24 protein-coding genes and 1 pseudogene are annotated in these 18,579 nt (G+C 68.0%); 15 read left to right on the plus strand and 10 right to left on the minus strand.

All coding sequences use genetic code 11. From position 1 onward, the window contains the following. Positions 1–44 precede the first annotated feature (44 nt). Positions 45–308 carry a DUF3253 domain-containing protein gene (locus QGN32_RS08505; RefSeq protein ID WP_326548137.1) on the minus strand — a complete coding sequence of 88 codons (264 nt, stop codon included), beginning with the start codon at positions 306–308 and terminating at the stop codon, positions 45–47. A gap of 68 nt (positions 309–376) precedes the next feature. On the opposite strand from QGN32_RS08505, the gene fadD8 reads away from it, so the two are divergent. After that, a complete protein-coding gene (gene fadD8 / locus QGN32_RS08510) occupies positions 377–1,978 on the plus strand; it encodes a fatty-acid--CoA ligase FadD8 (RefSeq protein ID WP_326548138.1) in 1,602 nt (533 codons plus the stop codon). Between the two features lie 91 nt (positions 1,979–2,069). Here the strand turns inward: fadD8 and QGN32_RS08515 are convergent, their stop codons facing one another. Continuing rightward, a complete protein-coding gene (locus QGN32_RS08515; protein WP_326548139.1) occupies positions 2,070–2,279 on the minus strand; it encodes a ribosome modulation factor in 210 nt (69 codons plus the stop codon). A 186-nt stretch (positions 2,280–2,465) separates the two neighbouring features. On the opposite strand from QGN32_RS08515, the gene QGN32_RS08520 reads away from it, so the two are divergent. The 7 genes from QGN32_RS08520 to QGN32_RS08550 all read left to right on the plus strand — a co-directional run bounded on the left by QGN32_RS08520 (position 2,466) and on the right by QGN32_RS08550 (position 7,866). After that, positions 2,466–3,152 (plus strand): HAD family hydrolase, encoded by a 687-nt coding sequence (locus tag QGN32_RS08520; RefSeq protein WP_326548140.1) that lies wholly within the window; start codon positions 2,466–2,468, stop codon positions 3,150–3,152. Between the two features lie 5 nt (positions 3,153–3,157). After that, positions 3,158–3,604: a nitroreductase family deazaflavin-dependent oxidoreductase gene (locus QGN32_RS08525; protein ID WP_326548141.1), complete on the plus strand. Its 447-nt coding sequence runs from the start codon at positions 3,158–3,160 to the stop codon at positions 3,602–3,604. A 58-nt stretch (positions 3,605–3,662) separates the two neighbouring features. Further along, positions 3,663–4,064, plus strand: coding sequence for a nitroreductase/quinone reductase family protein (locus QGN32_RS08530; RefSeq protein WP_326548994.1), 402 nt, complete (start codon positions 3,663–3,665; stop codon positions 4,062–4,064). Then, positions 4,061–4,972, plus strand: a complete 912-nt coding sequence (locus QGN32_RS08535) for a 1,4-dihydroxy-2-naphthoyl-CoA synthase (protein WP_326548142.1) — start codon at positions 4,061–4,063, stop codon at positions 4,970–4,972. The genes QGN32_RS08530 and QGN32_RS08535 overlap by 4 nt, the downstream gene beginning before the upstream one ends. A 72-nt stretch (positions 4,973–5,044) precedes the next feature. Next, positions 5,045–5,929, plus strand: a complete 885-nt coding sequence (locus QGN32_RS08540) for an SDR family oxidoreductase (RefSeq protein WP_326548143.1) — start codon at positions 5,045–5,047, stop codon at positions 5,927–5,929. Between the two features lies 1 nt (position 5,930). Further along, on the plus strand, positions 5,931–7,472 hold the full coding sequence (locus QGN32_RS08545; RefSeq protein WP_326548144.1) for a long-chain-fatty-acid--CoA ligase: 1,542 nt from the start codon (positions 5,931–5,933) through the stop codon (positions 7,470–7,472). A gap of 22 nt (positions 7,473–7,494) precedes the next feature. Beyond that, entirely contained in the window at positions 7,495–7,866 is a 372-nt protein-coding gene (locus QGN32_RS08550; RefSeq protein ID WP_326548145.1) for a VOC family protein, read from the plus strand. Between the two features lie 36 nt (positions 7,867–7,902). Here the strand turns inward: QGN32_RS08550 and QGN32_RS08555 are convergent, their stop codons facing one another. Genes QGN32_RS08555 through QGN32_RS08565 form a run of 3 tightly spaced genes read right to left on the minus strand, consistent with a single transcriptional unit; the run spans position 7,903 to position 9,148 of the window. After that, positions 7,903–8,283: a DUF4267 domain-containing protein gene (locus QGN32_RS08555; RefSeq protein ID WP_326548146.1), complete on the minus strand. Its 381-nt coding sequence runs from the start codon at positions 8,281–8,283 to the stop codon at positions 7,903–7,905. Continuing rightward, the gene (locus tag QGN32_RS08560; RefSeq protein ID WP_326548147.1) at positions 8,280–8,621 is read right to left on the minus strand and encodes an NIPSNAP family protein; all 342 of its coding nucleotides are present in this window, start codon (positions 8,619–8,621) and stop codon (positions 8,280–8,282) included. The genes QGN32_RS08555 and QGN32_RS08560 overlap by 4 nt, the downstream gene beginning before the upstream one ends. Before the next feature lie 56 nt (positions 8,622–8,677). Further along, the gene (locus QGN32_RS08565; protein ID WP_326548148.1) at positions 8,678–9,148 is read right to left on the minus strand and encodes a DUF1772 domain-containing protein; all 471 of its coding nucleotides are present in this window, start codon (positions 9,146–9,148) and stop codon (positions 8,678–8,680) included. A 100-nt stretch (positions 9,149–9,248) separates the two neighbouring features. Here QGN32_RS08565 and QGN32_RS08570 point away from each other — a divergent pair, with 100 nt between their 5' ends. Continuing rightward, positions 9,249–9,839: a TetR/AcrR family transcriptional regulator gene (locus tag QGN32_RS08570; protein ID WP_326548149.1), complete on the plus strand. Its 591-nt coding sequence runs from the start codon at positions 9,249–9,251 to the stop codon at positions 9,837–9,839. Positions 9,840–9,892: 53 nt separating this feature from the next. On the opposite strand, the gene QGN32_RS08575 is transcribed toward QGN32_RS08570, so the two are convergent. Next, positions 9,893–10,177: a hypothetical protein gene (locus QGN32_RS08575; RefSeq protein ID WP_326548150.1), complete on the minus strand. Its 285-nt coding sequence runs from the start codon at positions 10,175–10,177 to the stop codon at positions 9,893–9,895. Between the two features lie 13 nt (positions 10,178–10,190). Continuing rightward, the gene (locus QGN32_RS08580; protein ID WP_326548151.1) at positions 10,191–11,432 is read right to left on the minus strand and encodes an inorganic phosphate transporter; all 1,242 of its coding nucleotides are present in this window, start codon (positions 11,430–11,432) and stop codon (positions 10,191–10,193) included. A 221-nt stretch (positions 11,433–11,653) separates the two neighbouring features. Here QGN32_RS08580 and QGN32_RS08585 point away from each other — a divergent pair, with 221 nt between their 5' ends. The 6 genes and pseudogenes from QGN32_RS08585 (at position 11,654) to QGN32_RS08610 (ending at position 16,561) form a co-directional block, all read left to right on the plus strand. Further along, positions 11,654–11,956 carry a DUF3349 domain-containing protein gene (locus tag QGN32_RS08585; RefSeq protein WP_326548152.1) on the plus strand — a complete coding sequence of 101 codons (303 nt, stop codon included), beginning with the start codon at positions 11,654–11,656 and terminating at the stop codon, positions 11,954–11,956. After that, on the plus strand, positions 11,953–13,137 hold the full coding sequence (menE, locus tag QGN32_RS08590) for an o-succinylbenzoate--CoA ligase (protein ID WP_442791830.1): 1,185 nt from the start codon (positions 11,953–11,955) through the stop codon (positions 13,135–13,137). The genes QGN32_RS08585 and menE overlap by 4 nt, the downstream gene beginning before the upstream one ends. Positions 13,138–13,157: 20 nt before the next feature. Further along, positions 13,158–13,322 (plus strand): annotated as a pseudogene (locus tag QGN32_RS08595) (pyridoxamine 5'-phosphate oxidase family protein); the annotation flags it as partial. Between the two features lie 93 nt (positions 13,323–13,415). Beyond that, positions 13,416–14,771, plus strand: a complete 1,356-nt coding sequence (locus tag QGN32_RS08600) for a hypothetical protein (protein ID WP_326548153.1) — start codon at positions 13,416–13,418, stop codon at positions 14,769–14,771. A 52-nt stretch (positions 14,772–14,823) separates the two neighbouring features. Continuing rightward, positions 14,824–16,092, plus strand: coding sequence for a molybdopterin-dependent oxidoreductase (locus tag QGN32_RS08605; protein ID WP_326548154.1), 1,269 nt, complete (start codon positions 14,824–14,826; stop codon positions 16,090–16,092). Between the two features lies 1 nt (position 16,093). After that, positions 16,094–16,561, plus strand: a complete 468-nt coding sequence (locus tag QGN32_RS08610) for a hypothetical protein (RefSeq protein WP_326548155.1) — start codon at positions 16,094–16,096, stop codon at positions 16,559–16,561. Here the strand turns inward: QGN32_RS08610 and QGN32_RS08615 are convergent. The 3 genes from QGN32_RS08615 to QGN32_RS08625 are packed head-to-tail and all read right to left on the minus strand — an operon-like array spanning position 16,558 to position 18,493. After that, positions 16,558–17,187, minus strand: coding sequence for a methyltransferase domain-containing protein (locus tag QGN32_RS08615; RefSeq protein WP_326548996.1), 630 nt, complete (start codon positions 17,185–17,187; stop codon positions 16,558–16,560). The genes QGN32_RS08610 and QGN32_RS08615 overlap by 4 nt on opposite strands. Next, positions 17,187–17,840, minus strand: coding sequence for a TIGR04282 family arsenosugar biosynthesis glycosyltransferase (locus tag QGN32_RS08620; RefSeq protein ID WP_326548156.1), 654 nt, complete (start codon positions 17,838–17,840; stop codon positions 17,187–17,189). The genes QGN32_RS08615 and QGN32_RS08620 overlap by 1 nt, the downstream gene beginning before the upstream one ends. Beyond that, entirely contained in the window at positions 17,837–18,493 is a 657-nt protein-coding gene (locus tag QGN32_RS08625; protein ID WP_326548157.1) for a glycosyltransferase family 2 protein, read from the minus strand. The genes QGN32_RS08620 and QGN32_RS08625 overlap by 4 nt, the downstream gene beginning before the upstream one ends. Positions 18,494–18,579: the final 86 nt, after the last annotated feature.

Consider the following 18,579-nt stretch of genomic DNA (forward strand, 5'->3'; position numbering starts at 1 on the left):
CGAGAAGGTGGCCGCCGGGCGCGCGCCGAGGCCGGCAGACCGGGCTAGCTCGCACGGGTGCCGCGTGTGGCGCGGATCCGGATGGGTCCGCGCCACGACGCGTCCGGGTCGAGCACCTGCCCCTTTTGCGTGATCTCGACGTCGCCGTTGCGGGCCAAGTCACGAGCGATCTCCCGGGCGTCGTCCATCAGCGCGCGCCAGGCGTCGCCGCCGACCGCGCGGGCGGCATCGGACGGGCAGATCGTCTTGTCGGGGCCACGCTCTGTGCTCAGCGCGAGGATCGTCGCCCGAAGCTCGGCGCCGGTCATGCGCTCAAGTCAAGCCGAAACCGGCGACCCTTTCCAGTTGGACTGGAACACGTTCTAGTCTTATCGCCATGAGCGATGACCTGCTGCGCCATCCCATCCACTCCGGGCACCTCACGGTCGGGGCGCTCAAGCGGAACAAGGACAGGCCGGTGTTGTTCCTCGGCGACACGACGCTGACCGGCGGACAGCTCGCCGAGCGCATCAGCCAGTACATTCAGGCGTTCGAAGCGCTCGGCGCAGGCTCGGGCACCGCCACGGGCCTGCTGTCGCTGAACCGCCCGGAGGTGCTGATGATCATCGGCGCCGGGCAGACGCAAGGTTACCGCCGCACCGCACTACACCCTCTCGGTTCGCTGGACGACCACGCGTACGTGTTGAACGACGCCGGGGTCACGTCGCTGATCATCGACCCGAACCCGATGTTCGTCGAGCGGGCGCTCGGGCTGCTGGAGAAGGTGCCCGCGCTCAAGCAGGTGCTGACGATCGGACCGGTCCCCGCGGAGTTGGAGGGCGTCGGGGTCGACCTGACCGCCGAGGCCGCCAAGTACTCGCCTCAGCCGCTGGTGGCCGCGGACCTGCGGCCCGACCACATCGGCGGGATGGCCTACACCGGCGGCACCACCGGAAAGCCCAAGGGCGTCATCGGCACCGTGCAGTCGATCACCACGATGACGACAATCCAGTTGGCCGAGTGGGAGTGGCCGCAGCATCCGAAGTTCTTGATGTGCACGCCGCTGTCGCACGCCGGCGCGGCGTTCTTCGTGCCGACGATCATCAAGGGCGGTGAGTTGTTCGTCTTGACGAAGTTCGACCCGGCAGAGGTGCTGCGGGTGATCGAGGAGCAGAAGATCACCGCGACGATGCTGGTGCCGTCGATGATCTACGCGCTGATGGACCATCCGGACTCCCGGACGCGGGATCTGTCGTCGTTGGAGACGGTGTACTACGGGGCCTCGGCGATGAACCCGGTGCGGCTGAAGGAGGCTCTCAGCCGGTTCGGGCCGATCTTCGCGCAGTACTACGGTCAGTCCGAGGCGCCGATGGTGATCACCTACCTGGCCAAGGACGATCACGACGAGAAGCGGTTGACCTCGTGTGGCCGGCCCACGGTGTTCGCGCGGGTGGCGCTATTGGGCGACGACGGCCAGCCCGTTCCGCAGGGCGAGGTAGGCGAGATCTGTGTGTCGGGGCCTTTGGTGTCAGGCGGCTACTGGAACAAGCCGGAGGCGACGGCCGAAACGTTCCGCGACGGCTGGATGCACACCGGCGATCTGGCCCGTGAGGACTCCGATGGCTTCTACTTCATCGTCGACCGGACGAAGGACATGATCGTGACCGGCGGCTTCAACGTCTTTCCTCGTGAGGTGGAAGATGTTGTCGCAGAACATCCTTCGGTCGCGCAGGTTTGCGTGATCGGCACCCCGGACGAGAAGTGGGGTGAGGCGGTGACGGCGGTGGTCGTGTTGCGTCCGGACGCCGACGGCTCCGACGATGCGGTGGCCCGCATGACCGCCGAGATCCAGGCCGCCGTCAAGGAGCGCAAGGGTTCGGTGCAGTCGCCCAAGCAGGTGATCGTCGTCGACTCGGTGCCGGTGACCGCGCTGGGCAAGCCGGACAAGAAGGCGGTGCGGGCGCAGTTCTGGGAAGGTTCGGACCGGGCCGTCGGCTAGGGCGTCGCCGCCCGTCGTGCGCGAGCGACCGCGTTTGTACGTTTGATCGCGGCGTGTCGGCGGGCAGACGCGGTCGCTCGCGCTGGGAAGGTCAGTCCAGGAGGGCGTCTATTTCCGCGGCGAACCGAGCGATCCGCTCCTGTTCGCTGGGAATCCCGTGGTTCTCGTCGGCGGCGCGTTGCCAGCCCAGCCGCCACATTCTCGCGACTGCCCGGTCCCCGAGTCCCGCGTACGGGTTGACGAGGGTATGCGGGAACGCCTTGCGGCCGTCGCGGTACGCCGTGACCAACCTGTGCGTCATAGGTACTAACTGTCCTGCGCGAGCAGACGTCAGGTGCTCCGACACGCCGCAAGAAAGAAGCAGTTTGCCGTCGACGCGGGTGCGGCGCACCCGAGCCCCGAAGGGGCGGCCGCCAAGACCACAACCAAACAGCAATGAGAAGTGCTGTACCACAAAGAAACTCGACTCGCAGGTAGTATCGGGGCAATGAGTCAGGTCAAGGCAGTGCTCTTCGACTTCTCCGGCACGCTGTTCCGCCTCGAGGAGGACGACAGCTGGTTCCACGGCATGGAGGTCGACGACCGCGAGGTCGACGGGCATGTGCAGGCCGAGTTGATGCGCCGGATGACAGCGCCCACCGGCCAGCACGTCGACATGGGCCCCGACGAGTATCACGCCTGGGTGAACCGCGATCTCGCCCCGCACCTGCACCGCGAGGCGTACCTGCACGTGCTGCGGGAGTCCGGGCTGGCCGACGAGCATGCCGAGTCGCTCTACGGTCTGCTGATCGACCCGCTGAACTGGACGCCGTACCCCGACACCGCCGATGTGTTGCGCAACCTGAGTCGGCAGGGGATCAAGACCGCGGTGGTGTCCAACATCGGGTTCGACGTGCGCGCCGCCTTCGAGTCGATCGGCGTCGCGGAGTTCGTCGACGAGTTCGTGCTGTCGTTCGAGGTCGGCGCCGTCAAACCGGACGCGGCGATCTTCGAGACCGCGTTGGCCCGGCTGGGCGTGGCGCCCGGCGACGCCGTCATGGTCGGCGACAGCGACGAGGCCGACGGTGGCGCTCGCGCGCTGGGCTGCGGATTCGCCCTCGTCGATCCGCTGCCGACCACCGAGCGCGCCGACGGGCTGCGCACAGCGCTGTCCGATTTCGGCGTACAGGTCTAGCCGGTATGGGCACGGCGCCAAGGTGGCTCAAGCACGTCAACAAGCCGGTGATGATGCTCCTGCGCCTCGGGTTGCCGATCTCGCGGCACGAATCCCCCGTCGTGTTGACCGCGCCGGGCCGCAGAACGGGTAAGCCCCGGTCGACGCCGGTGACCCCGATGCTCATCGACGGCGCCCGCTACGTCGTCAACGGCTATCCCGGCGCGGACTGGGTGCGCAACGTCCGCGCGGCGGAGGAGGTCACGCTGAGGCAGGGTAGGCGCGCCGAGCGGGTCCGCCTGGTCGAGTTGACGCCGGAAGAGGCGCGGCCGGTGCTGCGGGAGTTTCCCGTGCAGGTTCCCGTCGGCGTTGACGTGATGAAACGCGCCGGTGTGCTGAAGTTCGGGACCGTCGACGAGCTCGAAGGCCTGGCGGGACGTCTCGCGGTGTTCCGCATCGAGCCGATCACGTAGCGTTTCCGCCGTGTCCGACATTCGATTGCCGTGGTGGTTGAAGTACGTCAACAAGGGGATGATCGGCCTGCAGAAGCTGGGCGTTCTCGGCGAGAAGGGCCCCGTCGTGCTGTCCGTGCCGGGGCGAAAAACCGGCAAGCGACGGTCCACCCCGGTCACCCCGATGCTCGTCGACGGACAGCGGTATGTGGTCGGCGGGGTGCCCGGCTCCGACTGGGCGGCCAACGTCAGGGCCGCCGGTGAGGCCACGCTGCACATCGGTCGTCGCAGCGAGCGCGTGCGGATGGTGGAGATGCCCGTCGACGAGGCGCGACCGCTGCTGCGCGAGTTCCCGTCGAGGGTGCCCACCGGTGTCGACTTCATCAAGAACGCGGGACTGGTCACCGGACCCGACCCCGACGAGTTCGAGGCACTCGCGGGTCGGTGCCCGGTTTTCCGCGTCGATAAGGTAACCCTATGAGCGCCAACCCGTTTGACCCCGCCCGTTGGCAACCCATCGACGGCTTCGGGCTGACCGACATCACCTATCACCGCCACGTCGCCGACGGCGCGCCGCAGCCGACGGTGCGCGTCGCGTTCGACCGGCCGGAGGTGCGCAACGCGTTTCGTCCGCACACCGTCGACGAGTTGTACCGCGTGCTCGACCACGCCCGGATGTCGTCGGACGTCGGCGTGGTGCTGCTGACCGGTAACGGCCCGTCGCCCAAGGACGGCGGGTGGGCGTTCTGCTCCGGCGGCGACCAGCGCATCCGCGGCCGCAGCGGCTACCAGTACGCCTCCGGCGAGACCGCCGAGACCGTCGACCCGGCGCGCGCCGGCCGGCTGCACATCCTCGAGGTGCAGCGGCTGATCCGGTTCATGCCCAAGCCCGTGATCTGCCTGGTCAACGGCTGGGCCGCCGGCGGCGGGCACAGCCTGCACGCGGTCTGCGACCTGACGCTGGCCAGCCGCGAGCACGGCCGGTTCAAGCAGACCGACGCCGATGTCGGCAGCTTCGACGGCGGTTACGGCAGCGCTTATCTGGCCAAGCAGGTCGGTCAAAAGTTCGCCCGCGAGATCTTCTTCCTCGGCAGGGCCTACACCGCCGAGCAGATGCACGCGATGGGGGCGGTCAACGAGGTCGTCGACCATGCCGAGTTGGAGAGCGTCGCGCTGGGGTGGGCGGCGGAGATCAACGGCAAGTCGCCACAAGCGATTCGGATGCTCAAGTACGCGTTCAACCTCACCGACGACGGGCTGGTGGGCCAGCAGTTGTTCGCGGGCGAGGCGACGCGGTTGGCGTACATGACCGATGAGGCGGTCGAGGGCCGCGACGCGTTCCTTCAGAAGCGCGACCCCGACTGGTCCAGCTTCCCGCGGTACTTCTGAGTGGTGGGATTTCGGCGCGCTACCAGTCGCCGAGCGATCGGTAGCGCGCCGAAGTCACTAGACTCGCGGCTCGTGAGCAAGAGCCCGCTGCGACGGTTGGCCGACCAACTGGTGCTGACCACCATGCGCCCGCCGATCGTTCCCGAACTGCTCCAGTACCAGCCCGGCCGCGAGGTCGTCGACCTGCGCGGCAAACGCATCCTTTTGACCGGCGCGTCGTCGGGCATCGGCGAGGCCGCCGCGGAGAAGCTCGCCCGCCGCGGCGCGACCGTCGTGGTGGCCGCGCGCCGCCGGGAACTGCTCGACGCCCTGGTCGACCGGATCGGCTCCGACGGCGGCGATGCTTGGGCACACGCCTGTGACCTGTCCGATCTCGAGGCGGTCGACGGACTCGTCGCCAGGGTCATCGAGGAACTCGGCGGCGTCGACATCCTGATCAACAACGCCGGCCGTTCGATCCGAAGGCCGCTGGCCGAGTCGCTGGAGCGCTGGCACGACGTCGAGCGCACGATGGCGTTGAACTACTACTCGCCGCTGCGGCTGATCCGTGGTCTGGCCCCGGGCATGCGGGACCGAAAAGACGGCCACATCATCAACGTGTCGACGTGGGGTGTGCTCAGCGAGTCGTCGCCGTTGTTCTCGGTGTACAACGCGTCGAAGGCGGCGCTGACCGCGGTGAGCCGTGTCATCGAGACCGAGTGGAGTGCCGACGGGGTGCACTCGACGACGTTGTTCTACCCGCTGGTGCACACGCCGATGATCGCACCCACCCGCGCCTACGACGGCTTGCCGGGGCTGAGCGCCGACGAGGCCGCCGACTGGATGGTCACCGCCGCCCGTGTCCGGCCCGTGCGGATCGCCCCACGCATGGCCGTCACCGCACAGGTGCTCAACAGCTTCGCCCCCGCGGTCGTCGATGTGATGATGAAACGCCAACGCGTACAACCAAATAACTGATATGCCCCACCCTGACATCGCGACGGTCGCCGACATCGCCCGTATCTTCGGCGCCGAGCGTCCCGACGCGGTCGCGTTGGTCGCCGGTGAGCGCACCGTGACGTTCGCCGAACTGGACGCCAGGTCCAGCAAGGCGGCCCAGACGTTGCGCGCCGCGGGTGTCGGGTTCGGTGACCGGGTCGCGTTCATCGAAAAGAACGGCGTCGAGTTCTTCGAAGTCGTCTGTGCGCTCTCTAAACTCGGCGCGGTCGTGGTCCCGATCAACTGGCGGTTGGCGCCGGTCGAGATGCTGCACATCATCGACGACGCCGGCGCGCGGGTGGTCATCGTCGGAGCCGAGTTCTTCGGCCACGTCGAGGCAGTCGAGGACCGGCTGACAGCGCTCGTCTCCGCCATCGGCGGACACCCCCGCTGGCCGGCGTTCGACGATTGGATCGCCGGCCATCCAGCCGACGATCCCTGCGTCACAACGCAACCCGACGACGTGGCGTTCCTGATGTACACATCGGGCACCACCGGAGCGCCCAAGGGCGTCATGCTGACCAACGACAACTACTTCTGCAAGGCCACCGGGATCGCCGAGCGGTGGCGGTTCGACGCCGACAGCGTCAGCCTGGCGGTGATGCCGATGTTCCACATGGCGGGCTCGGGCTGGGCGCTCGTGGGGCTGTGCGAGGGCGCGCGGACCGTCGTGCTGCGTGACATCGAACCCGTCGCTATCCTTGAAGCCGTTGCTCGGCACGGTATTACAAACATGCTGCTGGTGCCGGTGGTGATTCAGCGGCTGCTGGAGATGCCCGGTGTCGAGACTGCCGACTTCGCCAGCCTGCGGGCCATCGTCTACGGTGCATCCCCGATCACCGACGACGTTCTGGTCCGGGCGCTCGAGCGGTTCGACTGCGATCTCCTGCAGGTGTACGGGCAGACCGAAACCACCGGTTCCATCACCCAGCTCGACCGCCACGACCCCGAACTGCTGCGGTCCTGCGGCCAAGCGTTTCCGTGGGTCGAGGTGCGCATCGTGGATGACGCTGGGCGCGACGCGCCCACCGGCGCAGTCGGCGAGCTGTGGACCCGTTCGCGCCAGAACATGCGCGGCTACTGGAACAACCCGGATGCGACGGCGGCGACACTCACCCCGGATGGCTGGCTGAAGACCGGTGACGCCGGCTACCTCGACGACGAGGGCTATGTGTACCTGCATGACCGAGTCAAGGACATGATCGTCTCGGGCGGGGAGAACGTGTACCCGACCGAGGTCGAGAACGTTCTGATGACCCACCCGGACGTCGGTGACGTAGCGGTGATCGGTGTGCCCGACCCGACGTGGGGTGAGGCGGTGAAGGCGATCGTCGTGCCCGTCGCGGGCACCTCTCCCAGCGAGGCGGAGCTGGTCGCCTATGCGCGCCGGCGGCTCGCCGGGTTCAAGCTGCCCAAGTCGGTGTCGTTCGTCAAAGACCTGCCCCGCACCCCCAGCGGCAAGGTGCTCAAGCGCGCGCTGCGCGAGCCGTATTGGGATGGCGTCGGCCGGCGAATCGGCTGACGCGTCGTGATAGACACGAGTCATGGAGATTCTGGCCAGCCGCATGCTCATTCGGCCGGTGGACTACCAGCGTTCGCTGCGGTTCTATCGCGACGAGCTGGGGTTGGCGATCGCCCGGGACTACGGCGCGGGCACCGTCTTCTACGCCGGGCAGTCGCTGATCGAACTCGCCGGCCACGGCGCACCGCGCGCGGGCGGCACGATGTGGCTGCAGGTCCGCGACATCTACGCCGCCGAACAGGAATTGTCGGCTCACGGCGTGCCGATCGCGCGGGAGGCCCGTCAAGAGCCGTGGGGACTGCACGAGATGCACGTCAACGACCCCGACGGCGTTCTGTTGATCTTCGTCGAGGTACCCGACACGCACCCGCTGCGCCGCGACACCCGGCAGTGACTGCCGCACCGGCGATTGTGCCGTGCGCCCGTGCGGTCAGGAGATGAGCAGGAGCGCGGAAGTGATGAGCATGACGACGGCGGTGAGGCCATGGACTCCGAGCGCGATGGACTTGGCTCCGCCGTTGCGGAGCACGATGGCCGCGTCGGCGAGCGGAACGATGGTGGCGGCCATGATGGTCCAGCCGAGCAGATGGGTCGCGCCCGCGATCATCAGGATGACGACGAACAACCCCGATGCGATGTCGCGAACGCCCTTGACGCTGGCATAGGCGCGGTCGGACGGCGCGTCGAGCGCCATGGGCACGCCGTAGCCCGCAGCGGCGACGCGCGGCGCGAGGATGAATCGTGCGCCGATGAGGATGATGGCCGCGGCAATGAAGCCGGCGACGATGTAGGCGATGGTGGTGGTGGTCATGCCCAGCGCTCCTGGAACTTCGTCGGGAAATCGGTAATCGGCGTCGACTCAAGCAATATCGACTCGACGTCGATGATCTCGCTGGAGTCGAAGCCGGCCATGTCGGCGGCGAATTCTGGGGTGCCCATGATGCGCCGTGAGATTTCTTCGGGATCGGCATCCGGTGGATATCGGATCAGAGCGACGAGTCGATGCGCGCCGCCGCTCAGCTCGGTCCACACACTGTGGGTGGTGATGCCGAATGTCTCGAAGGTTGTCGCGTGGCGGGCCCAGTGGACGGCTGCATACCGCTGCAGCGCCTCGCGTGATTGCAGCGTGTAGATCCTGAGTTGAAACATCGATGCTGTTCTCCTGCAGTGGACTTGGGCTGACATGGAATGGACTCGGGAGCGTGTCAGAGCATCAGCACTGCGCACAGGGCGGCCACTGCCAGACCCTGCAGCAGCGCACGGACGCCAATGATGCGGTCCCACTTCGCTTGCAGCACACGTCCGTCGGGTGGTATCTCCGCGCCGTCGGCAGCTGCTGTCAGCTGCCGGTTGATGGGTGCGCTCACGCGTGTGTAGAGCACAATCCACACCAACAGCAGGACCAGGGCCACACCGGCCGCGATCGCCCGTGCCCAATGTGCGCTGACCGCGGCAAGCACCACGCTTGTCGCGGTAGCGACACCGCCGAGCGCTCCGGGGACGGGCATTCGCCGGTCGCCGTAGCGGTGCACAGTTCCCATCACCGAGACCAGGGCACGATCGTCGACCATCGACAAGGCCGGTCGCAGCACGATCGCGCAGAACATGTCGGTGCCGTAGACCACGGCCGTGCCCAGTACCGCGATCAGCGCGGCCAATCCGATCAAAAGGTCCATCTCAAAACTCCACTCGACGGTTTGCGCTAGCAACGCTAACCCTGATCGGGCGCGCTGTCAATAGCGTCGCTAGGTTTTCTAGCAATGCTATAGTGTCCGCATGGCTGCTGAGGAACGTCGGGAACGGGAGCGCTTCGCCCGCCGACAGCTGATCATCGCGACCGCCCGCAAGTTGGCCGAGGCCGAAGGCTGGGATGCCGTTACCACCCGTCGGTTGTCCACCGAGATCGAATACAGCCAACCCGTGTTGTACAAGCACTTCGCCGGCATGGAACAAATCGCCGAAGCCATCGCGCTCGAGGGGTTCGGCGAGCTCGCCGATGCGATCCGGGCCGCTCGCGCCGACACCGATGCGGCCGGCGATGCTCTCACGCGAACTGCACACGCTTATCTGGACTTCGCCCGCGAGCATCCGGCCGTTTACGACGCGATGTTCACCCGCGCAACCACCTTGGGTTTCGCGGCCGCGGATACACCGGCTCCGCTGTCGGCAGCCTTCGCCGAGTTACGCCAAGCGGTCGGCCTGGTCACTGCCGACCAGGACCTTGACGCGCTCACCGAGGTGTTGTGGGCTGCACTGCACGGACTGGTCACCCTCGGTCGTTCGTACCGATTGCGGCCTGGCTACGACTCCGACCGTGTCCAACTGCTCGTCGAACAATTCACCAGCAGACAACAGGAAGTGCGTTAGGCCGAACGCACCGAACTCGTGGGACAAACTGGCGCCGGGGCTGCCGGCTGTTCTCACTTCTCGGGCATGAAGGAGAACAGGTCGATACCGGTGTGGTGGATGATCGTCGCCCTGGTGATCCAGAGCACCGCGGTGACGATCGCCCAGCCGACGAACACGAACAGCGCCACGCCAACGTGTCTGAGCACCGGGCTGGGTGCCGTCACGGTGCCGTCGGCGGACTCGCCGCCCGCCCCCCTGGAGAACGCCGTCAGCCCGGCGGCGAACAGCGCCGGCAGGCCGGCACCTAGCACCAGCCCGATCACCAGCACCTTGAAGATACTTTCCAGATAAGTCATCGACGTCCCCTCGCTACACCGCCGCCGCGACCTTGGGCTCCGGCATCCGCAGTTCGGCAGGAACGACGGAGTTGGTGGCGTCGTCCCAGTCGGCGTTGACGTTGTTGTGGTCGACCTTCTGCTGCTGGGCGCGCCACCACATGAAGAACGACAGGCCGACGAGCACGAGGAAGATGAACCCGTCACCCGCGAGGTCGGATCGGGTCAACGCCTCGATGCCTTGTGACAGCCAAAACGACAGCGCGCCAACGACTCCCGCGGCGGGTAGCGTAACGAGCCACGCCGCGGCCATCCGTCCCGCCACCGCCCACCGGACTTCGGCAGCAGGTTTGCCGACGCCGCTGCCGAGGATCGAGCCGGTGGCGACGTGTGTGGTCGACAGCGCCATGCCCGCGGCGCTCGAGCTGAGAATTATGGCGGCCGAGGATGCTTCGGCGGCGAACCCCTGCGGGGCCTGAATTTCGACCAGGCCTTTGCCAAGCGTGCGGATGACGCGCCAGCCGCCGAGGTAGGTGCCGAGCCCGATGGCGACCGCGCAGCTGAAGATGATCCAGAACGGCAGGCCGTTCTCCTTGACGTCGCCGCTCATGTGACCGGTGGTGATCAGCGCGAGTGCAATGACGCCCATCGTCTTCTGCGCGTCGTTGGTGCCGTGCGACAACGCGACCAGGGAGGCGGTCGCCACCTGACCCCAGCGGAAGCCGTCACGGCGGCGGCTCTCCACCACGTTGCGGGTGATCCGGTAGGCCAGCCAGGTGCCGCACCCGGCCACCAGTCCCGCGATCACCGGCGCGGCGACCGCGGGGATGAGCACCTTCTGGCTGATGCCGCTCCAGTTCACACCGGCGGTGCCCATCGCGGCCAGGCCCGCGCCGATCAGACCGCCGAACAGGGCGTGCGACGAACTCGACGGGATGCCGAACAGCCATGTCAGCAGGTTCCACAGAATGCCGCCGATCAGCCCGGCGAAGATGATCGTCAAGCCGGTCGACGCATCGATCGACGGGATGAGCGCACCGGTGTCGCTGTCTTGAATCTTGAGCACCGAGGTGGTCACCGTGACGGCGACCTCGACCGAGAGAAACGCACCGACCAGGTTGAGGATGCCGGCCAGCAGCACCGCGGTCTTGGGCTTCAACGCGCCGGTGGCAATCGACGTCGCCATCGCGTTTCCGGTGTCGTGAAACCCGTTGGTGAAATCGAACGCGAGTGCCGTTGCGACCAACAGCACGAGGATGATCAGCTCAGCGCTCACGGCGCTCATTCTGCGGCTTTAGCAGGCGATTCACCTAATCTGGGACCACTTTCGCGCAGCGTGTCGAGCAGGGCTTTCGCGACACTCGGGCATGTGTTCATCCATTGTTCACCCGCCGGCGGTCTCGCGTTTGCCAGCGGCGCCAAACTGGCCTCGTACGGGCACACTTGCATCATCCAAGCGCAAACGGGTAGACCCGATGCGACACGCGGGAGGGCACAGTGACGAAGTTTCTGGCGAAGATCGTCACCTGGATCACCGCCGGTTATCCCGAAGGGGTGCCGGGCCCCGACCGCGTGCCGCTGTTCGCCTTGCTCAAGCGTCGCCTCACCAACGACGAGGTGAAGGCCGTCGCGCGGGAGCTCAAGTACGCCGGCAAGATCGAGGATGCCGACATCGGTGTACTGATCACCCAGGTCACCGACGCGCTCCCGACGCCGGAGGACGTCGAGCGGGTGCGGGGCCGGCTGGCCGCCAAGGGTTGGCCGCTCGACGACCCGCGTGACCTCGAGGAGAACACATAGCCGAGCTGAGGCCGGTCCCGGTCGATTCGGGCACGGCGGTGTCCGCCCTGGCCGCCGTCGAGGAAGCGCTGGCCGGACGGCTGAGCGCGCTTTTCGTTCCCGCCGACGACAAGCGTGAATCATCGCTGCTTGCAACGTCTTTGCGTGCCGGTTCCGAGATCGAAGACGACGTGGCCGTGGTGGTGTCGACGTCCGGGACGACCGGGACGCCCAAGGGGGCGATGCTGACCGCGACCGCGTTGACCGCGAGCGCCGAGGCGACGCACCACCGGCTCGGCGGGCCGGGACAGTGGCTGCTGGCGCTGTCGGCGCATCACGTCGCGGGGCTGCAGGTGCTGGTGCGCAGCGTCGTCGCGGGCACCACGCCTGAGGCGATCGCGCCAACCTTCTCGGCTGCCGAACTCGTTTCGGCCATCGACGTAATGCACGGCGGGCGTCGGTACGCGTCGCTGGTGGCCGTGCAGTTGGAGAAAGCGTTGTGCGACCCGGCAGCGGCCACCGCGCTGGCGACGCTGGACGCCGTACTGATCGGTGGCGGGCCGATGCCGACCGGGCTCGGCGAACGGGCGGCCGCGGCCGGGATCCCGGTGGTGCGGACGTACGGGATGAGCGAGACCGCGGGCGGGTGCGTCTACGACGGTGTGCCGTTGGACGGGGTGCGGGTACGTGTCGTGGACGGCGGAGCCGGGCAGTCGGCGACATCGGGTGGAGGCCGGATCATGTTGGGCGGTGCGACGATCGCGAAGGGTTATCGCAATCCGCTGGTCCCGGACCCGTTCGCCGATGCGGGCTGGTTCCGCACCGACGATGTCGGCACCGTCGGTCCTTCGGGACGGCTGACGGTGCTCGGCCGAGTGGACGACGCGATCAGCACCGGCGGGCTGACCGTCATGCCGCAGATCGTGGAGGCCGCGTTGGCGACCCACGACGCGGTCGCCGCGTGCGCGGTGTTCGGGGTGCCCGACGAGCGGCTGGGCCAGCGGGTGGGCGCGGCCATCGTCCTCGCAGCCGGCCACGATGCTCCCACCCCGGCCGAACTACGCGAGCACGTCGCCGCAAGCCTGGATGACACCGCGGCGCCACGCGAGGTTCATATCGTCGACGAACTGCCGCGTCGCAGTATCGGAAAAATCGACAGGCGAACGCTAGCGGCGAGGTATTCCAGAAAGGACCCGAGGTGACCTTCGAGCATGATGGAGTCGTGCGCCGCGAAGTCAGCATTGTCGACGAGTTGCGAGCCATCGTCGGGCACCCGGACCACTACGTCGCCAACAAGGTCAAGGACCGGCTGTCGCCGGTCCAGCGTGACTGGCTCGCCCACTCGCCGTTGGGTTTCGTTGCGACGACGGATGCGTGCGGTCGGCTGTATTAATCGGTGTCGAACGTGAACTTGTGCGCGACATTACGACCGATTCTCAGACACAGGTTCACGTTCGGCCGACCGCTATAGGGTGGCGGCATGCGGACGGGTCGCAAAGAGGCCATGGCGGTCGCCGTCGGTGTGGTGTTGGTCGTCGCGGCGTTCGTCGTACCGCATCTGAACCTAGGCATCGTCACGCCGCTGATCAACACGACCTCGAAACGCCTGCGCGAGTTCGCCGACACCGCGCCGATCTTCGGGTGGTGGGACGCGCACGTCGGGTGGGGCACGATCCCGGCGATCGTGATCGGCGCCGCGACGGTGGCGTGGGGCCCCAGGCTCGCGCAGCAGCTGCCGTGGCGCGCGGTGCCGTGGGTGACCTGGGTGACGGCGTGCGCGTGGGCGTTCTCGCTCGCGATGGTCGACGGTTGGCAGCGCGGTTTCGCGGGTAGGCTCACCACCCGCCACGAGTACCTGCGTCAGGTCCCCACGGTCAGCGACATCCCGCACGCGCTGCGGACGTTCTCCGACAGAATCCTTGACTATCAATCGGATTCGTGGATCACCCACGTCTCCGGGCACCCGCCGGGCGCGCTGCTGACGTTCGTCTGGCTCGACCGCATCGGCCTCGGAGGGGGCGCATGGGCCGGTCTGCTGTGCCTGCTGGCCGGCTCCAGCGCGGCCGCGGCGATCCTGGTCGCGGTGCGTGCGCTCAGCGACGAAGCGACCGCCCGGTTGGCGGCACCGTTCGTCGCGGTGGCGCCGACGGCGATCTGGGTAGCAGTGTCGGCCGACGGCTACTTCGCGGGCGTCGCGGCGTGGGGCATCGCGCTGTTGGCGATGGCGGTCGGGCGCACTGCGCGACGGCCCGCGCTCGCCGCGGCAGGCGCCGGCCTGCTGTTGGGTTGGGGACTTTTCCTCAACTACGGCCTGGCCCTGATGGTGTTGCCCGCGCTGGCGGTCCTGATGTGCGCACCGGACTGGCGGGCCGCGATCCGCGCGGCGGTCCCGGCGATCGTCGTCGTCCTGGCGGTGGTGGGGCTCTTCGCGGTCCTCGGCTTCTGGTGGCTCGACGGCTATCACCTGGTGCAGGAACGCTATTGGCAGGGCATCGCCAACGACCGGCCGTTCCAGTACTGGGGCTGGGCGAACCTGGCGTCGGCGGTGTGTGCGGTCGGCCTCGGCAGCGTGGCCGGCATCGGGAGGGCGTTCGACATCGCGGCGATCCGGCAGCGTTCCGGCCTGCACATGATTCTCCTGGGTGCGGTGCTGGCGGTCCTGTTGGCCGACCTGTCGATGTTGAGCAAGGCCGAGACCGAACGCATCTGGCTACCGTTCACCGTCTGGCTGACCGTCGGCGGGGCACTGCTACCGCCGCGCACACACCGCTGGTGGCTGGGGGCCAATGTAGTTGGGGCCCTGCTACTCAACCACTTCATTCTGACGAATTGGTAACGGACGCGGGTTGAACCGCACGCTTCGAGGTGACTACCGGGACCCTGGAGGCATGGAACCCGGTGACCGGCCCGGGGTGCAGCGGCCGATCCGCTGGCGCAGCCCACTGCGCGGACCGTGGCTGACGTCGATGTTCGGCGCGGTGCTGCTGATCGGGATGCCGGTGGTGATCAGCACCGGCCTGCTGTCCTACATCGCCTACGGTCCGCAGTTCGGACAGGCCATCCCCACCGACGTGGGCTGGCTCAAACTACCGACCTTCGATTGGCCCGCCGACCCGTCCTGGCTGTACCGGCTCACTCAGGGGCTGCACGTCGGACTGGGCCTGGTGCTCGTTCCGGTGGTGCTCGCGAAACTGTGGTCGGTGATCCCCCGGCTCTTCGCCTGGCCGCCGGTGCGCTCGGTCGCCCAACTGGCCGAACGGGTTTCACTGCTGATGCTGGTTGGCGGGGTGCTGTTCGAGATCGTCACCGGCGTGCTGAACATCCAGTACGACTACATCTTCGGGTTCAGCTTCTACACCGCGCACTATTTCGGTGCGTGGGTGTTCATCGCAGGTTTCCTCGTGCACGTCACGATCAAGCTCCCGCTGATGCGGGCCGGCTTACAGTCGCGGTCGATGCGCGCGGTGCTGCGGACCTCCCGTGCGGACACCGTCGCGGATCCGTACGAGCCCGACGGCTTGGCGCCCACCGACCCAGATCCCGCGACACTGAGCCGTCGCGGCGCGCTCGCACTGGTAGGCGGTGGAGCGGCCTTGGTGGCCGCGCTCACCGCCGGCCAGACCATCGGCGGATGGGCCAGGCACGCGGCGCTGCTTCTGCCTCGCGGGCAGACTCGCGGCGACGGGCCAAACGACTTCCAGGTCAACCGGACCGCCGCCGCCGCGCGCATCACGCCGGACCTCACCGGCGACCGCTGGCGGCTCACGCTGACCGGAGGACCCGCACCGGTTATGCTCGACCGCACCGCCCTGACCACGATGCCTCAGCACACCGCCCGCCTGCCGGTCGCCTGTGTCGAGGGCTGGTCGACCACCGAGACGTGGACCGGCGTACCGCTGCGGGATCTCGCCCGGCTGGCCGGGGTGCCGTCGCCGAACTCGGCGTTCGTCCGGTCCCTCGAGCGGCGGGGCGCCTTCAATCGCGCGACCCTGCAGCGCAATCAGGTTCTGCATCCGGACGCCCTGCTGGCGTTGACGGTCAACGGCGCCGACCTGTCACCCGACCATGGGTTCCCCGCGCGGATCATCGTCCCGGCGCTGCCGGGTGTGCACAACACGAAGTGGGTGGGCACCATCGACTTCCGGGCAACGGGCTGACATGCGCCGGTTCCGCGCCGTCTACGGATCGCATCCGCTGCACCTGTTGACGCTGGTGGCCGGCTTCGCGCTGTTCGGTTACGTGCTGGCCACGCTGACACCCGCCGCGCTGTGGAACACCCGCACGTGGTGGCAGTCGATCGCGGTGTGGTTCGCCGCGGCGATCATCGCGCATGATCTCGTTTTGTTTCCGCTTTATGCGCTGGCTGACCGAATACTGATGCAGGGCAGGCGGATTCCTCGGCTCCCGGTGCCGTTGCTGAACTACCTGCGAATTCCAGCGCTCGGCTCGGCGCTGACGCTGCTGTTGTTCCTGCCCGGCATCGTCAAGCAAGGAGCGCCGACCATGCTGGCCGCCACCGGCCAGACCCAGGAGCCTTTTCTAGGCAGGTGGCTGCTGCTGACGGCTGCGATGTTCGCGGTCAGCTCCGTCGTCTACGCCGTCCGGCTAGCCACGACGAGAAGTTAAGCCCGCGTCAGGCTCGCGACGACGCGGTCGCCGACCGGATGGATCCGGGTCAGTGCCAGCCCGGCGTGCTCGGCGACCTCGGCGGCGCAGTCGATGCCCACCGACGCCCACGGGAACCACGGACCGACAGTGCGCGAGGACTCGAGCCGGACCCAGCGGCTGCGGATACCGCGGGTCAGCGTTTCGAATTCGGCGACGCAACGACCGCCATGGCGCAACAGCTCCGCCGCCCTGTGCAGCACCCGCCACGGGTCGCCGCCGAGGCCCACGTTGCCGTCGGCCAACAGCACCGTGTGCCACCGGCCAGTCGCGGGCAACTGCCCGAACAGGTCCCGGCACAACACCGGCGCACCGTTGCGGCGGGCCAGGCCGACCGCGGTCGCGGACTGGTCGACACCAAGCGCGGGAACCCCGCGGCGAATCAGCTCGATCACCAATCGCCCAGGGCCGCAGCCCAAGTCGATCGTCGGACCTTCACACATTTCCACGACCGCCCGATCGAACCGGCCGTCGGCATGGACCCCGCCGAGCCAGCGGTGCACCGGGAGGGCTCGCACCTCACCGTCGTCGCGCCGGATCCAACAGCGTTCACCGCCGAGGGCGCGGTCGTAGAGGTTGCCCAGCATCACGCACCGACCGCTTTGGCGAACCGGCTGCCGGGTAGGCATTTCCGACGCACCGTTTCGATGTCGTGGACGGTGTCGAAGTCGGCAAGCTCGTCGACCACGACGACGCTGATTCCGTTGCCGCGCAACGCCGCCAAGGTCAACGCACCGGTGTCGGGCCGCGACATCGGCACCGTTCGCAGGCAGTCGGCCATCGAGGGCCGCGAAACGCCGAGCACCCACCAGCCGCCGTCCTCGGCGAAGCCGAGCACCGCCTCGGCTCGGGTCAGCTCATGGCCGCACGCAGTGAGCAGGTCGGCGGTCACTTGCGGGGTGTCCATGCCGATCTGCAGCACGGGGGGACCGGTGGACGCGTCGGCGTGCGCGTTCGCCAACCGGTCGGCGAAGTTCGCGCCGCGTTGCGGTATGACCGTGAAACCTTTGAAATGACAGGATATTTCGTCGCCACGGCGAGCCCGGGACAGGTCGCCGGTCAGCGCGACCACCCTGCGTTCGACGGGCGCGGAGGCTACCGCGTCGAGCGTGTCGAGTAGCGCGGCCGCGGCGATGTCGGCGGCGGCGATGTCGCCGATCGACGCGGCAAGCCGAGTCTTGGCCAACCCCGGCACCGGCGCCTTGGCCACCACCAGCATGGTCACGGCCAGCGCGGTCACGAGATCACCCGCCAGAAGTCCAACGCGGCCACCGCGCTGCCGCGCACAGATCCGCTCACCTTGGACTTGCCTCCGGTCCGCGCGCCGTAGTCGACGTCGCGTTCGACGACACGCCAGCCCGCGGCCGCCGCCCGGACCAACAGCTCGAGCGGATAGCCGGAACGGCGGTCGCGGACCCCGAGTTCGAGCAGCGCGTCCCGGCGCGCGACGCGCATCGGCGCGATGTCGTGTACGGCCAAGCCGTGGCGGTGACGTAGCCGCCGGCACACCGCCGCGGTTCCGAGCCGGGCGTGCCACGGCCACTTCAGCCCCTCGACGGGTCGGCGCCGCCCGATCGCCATGTCCGCGCCGCGGTCGAGTTCGGCTACGAGCGCCGGAAGATCACCGGGATCCAGCGAGCCGTCGGCGTCCAGTACCGCCACGACCGCCGTCGTCGCCGCCGTCACCCCGGCGTGCACGGCAGCCCCGTACCCGGGGCGCTTCTCGGTGACCACCTGGGCGCCCAGCCGCCGCGCCACCTCCGCCGTCGCGTCGGTGCTGTTGTTGTCGACCACCAACGCCCGGTAGCCGGCCGGGATGGCCGCGAGCACACCGGGCAGTGCTTCCGCCTCGTTGAGACAAGGCAGCACCACGGTGACCGGACAGTCGGGCATGGGTTCGAGGCTAACCACCCCGACCAGTGCTTTGATGACGAATCCGTGACATCGGCGCAGGTAGTAGCCGCTTACGGCTAGTCTCG

It is taken from the genome of Mycolicibacterium sp. ND9-15 (assembly GCF_035918395.1).
Taxonomy (GTDB): Bacteria; Actinomycetota; Actinomycetes; order Mycobacteriales; family Mycobacteriaceae; genus Mycobacterium.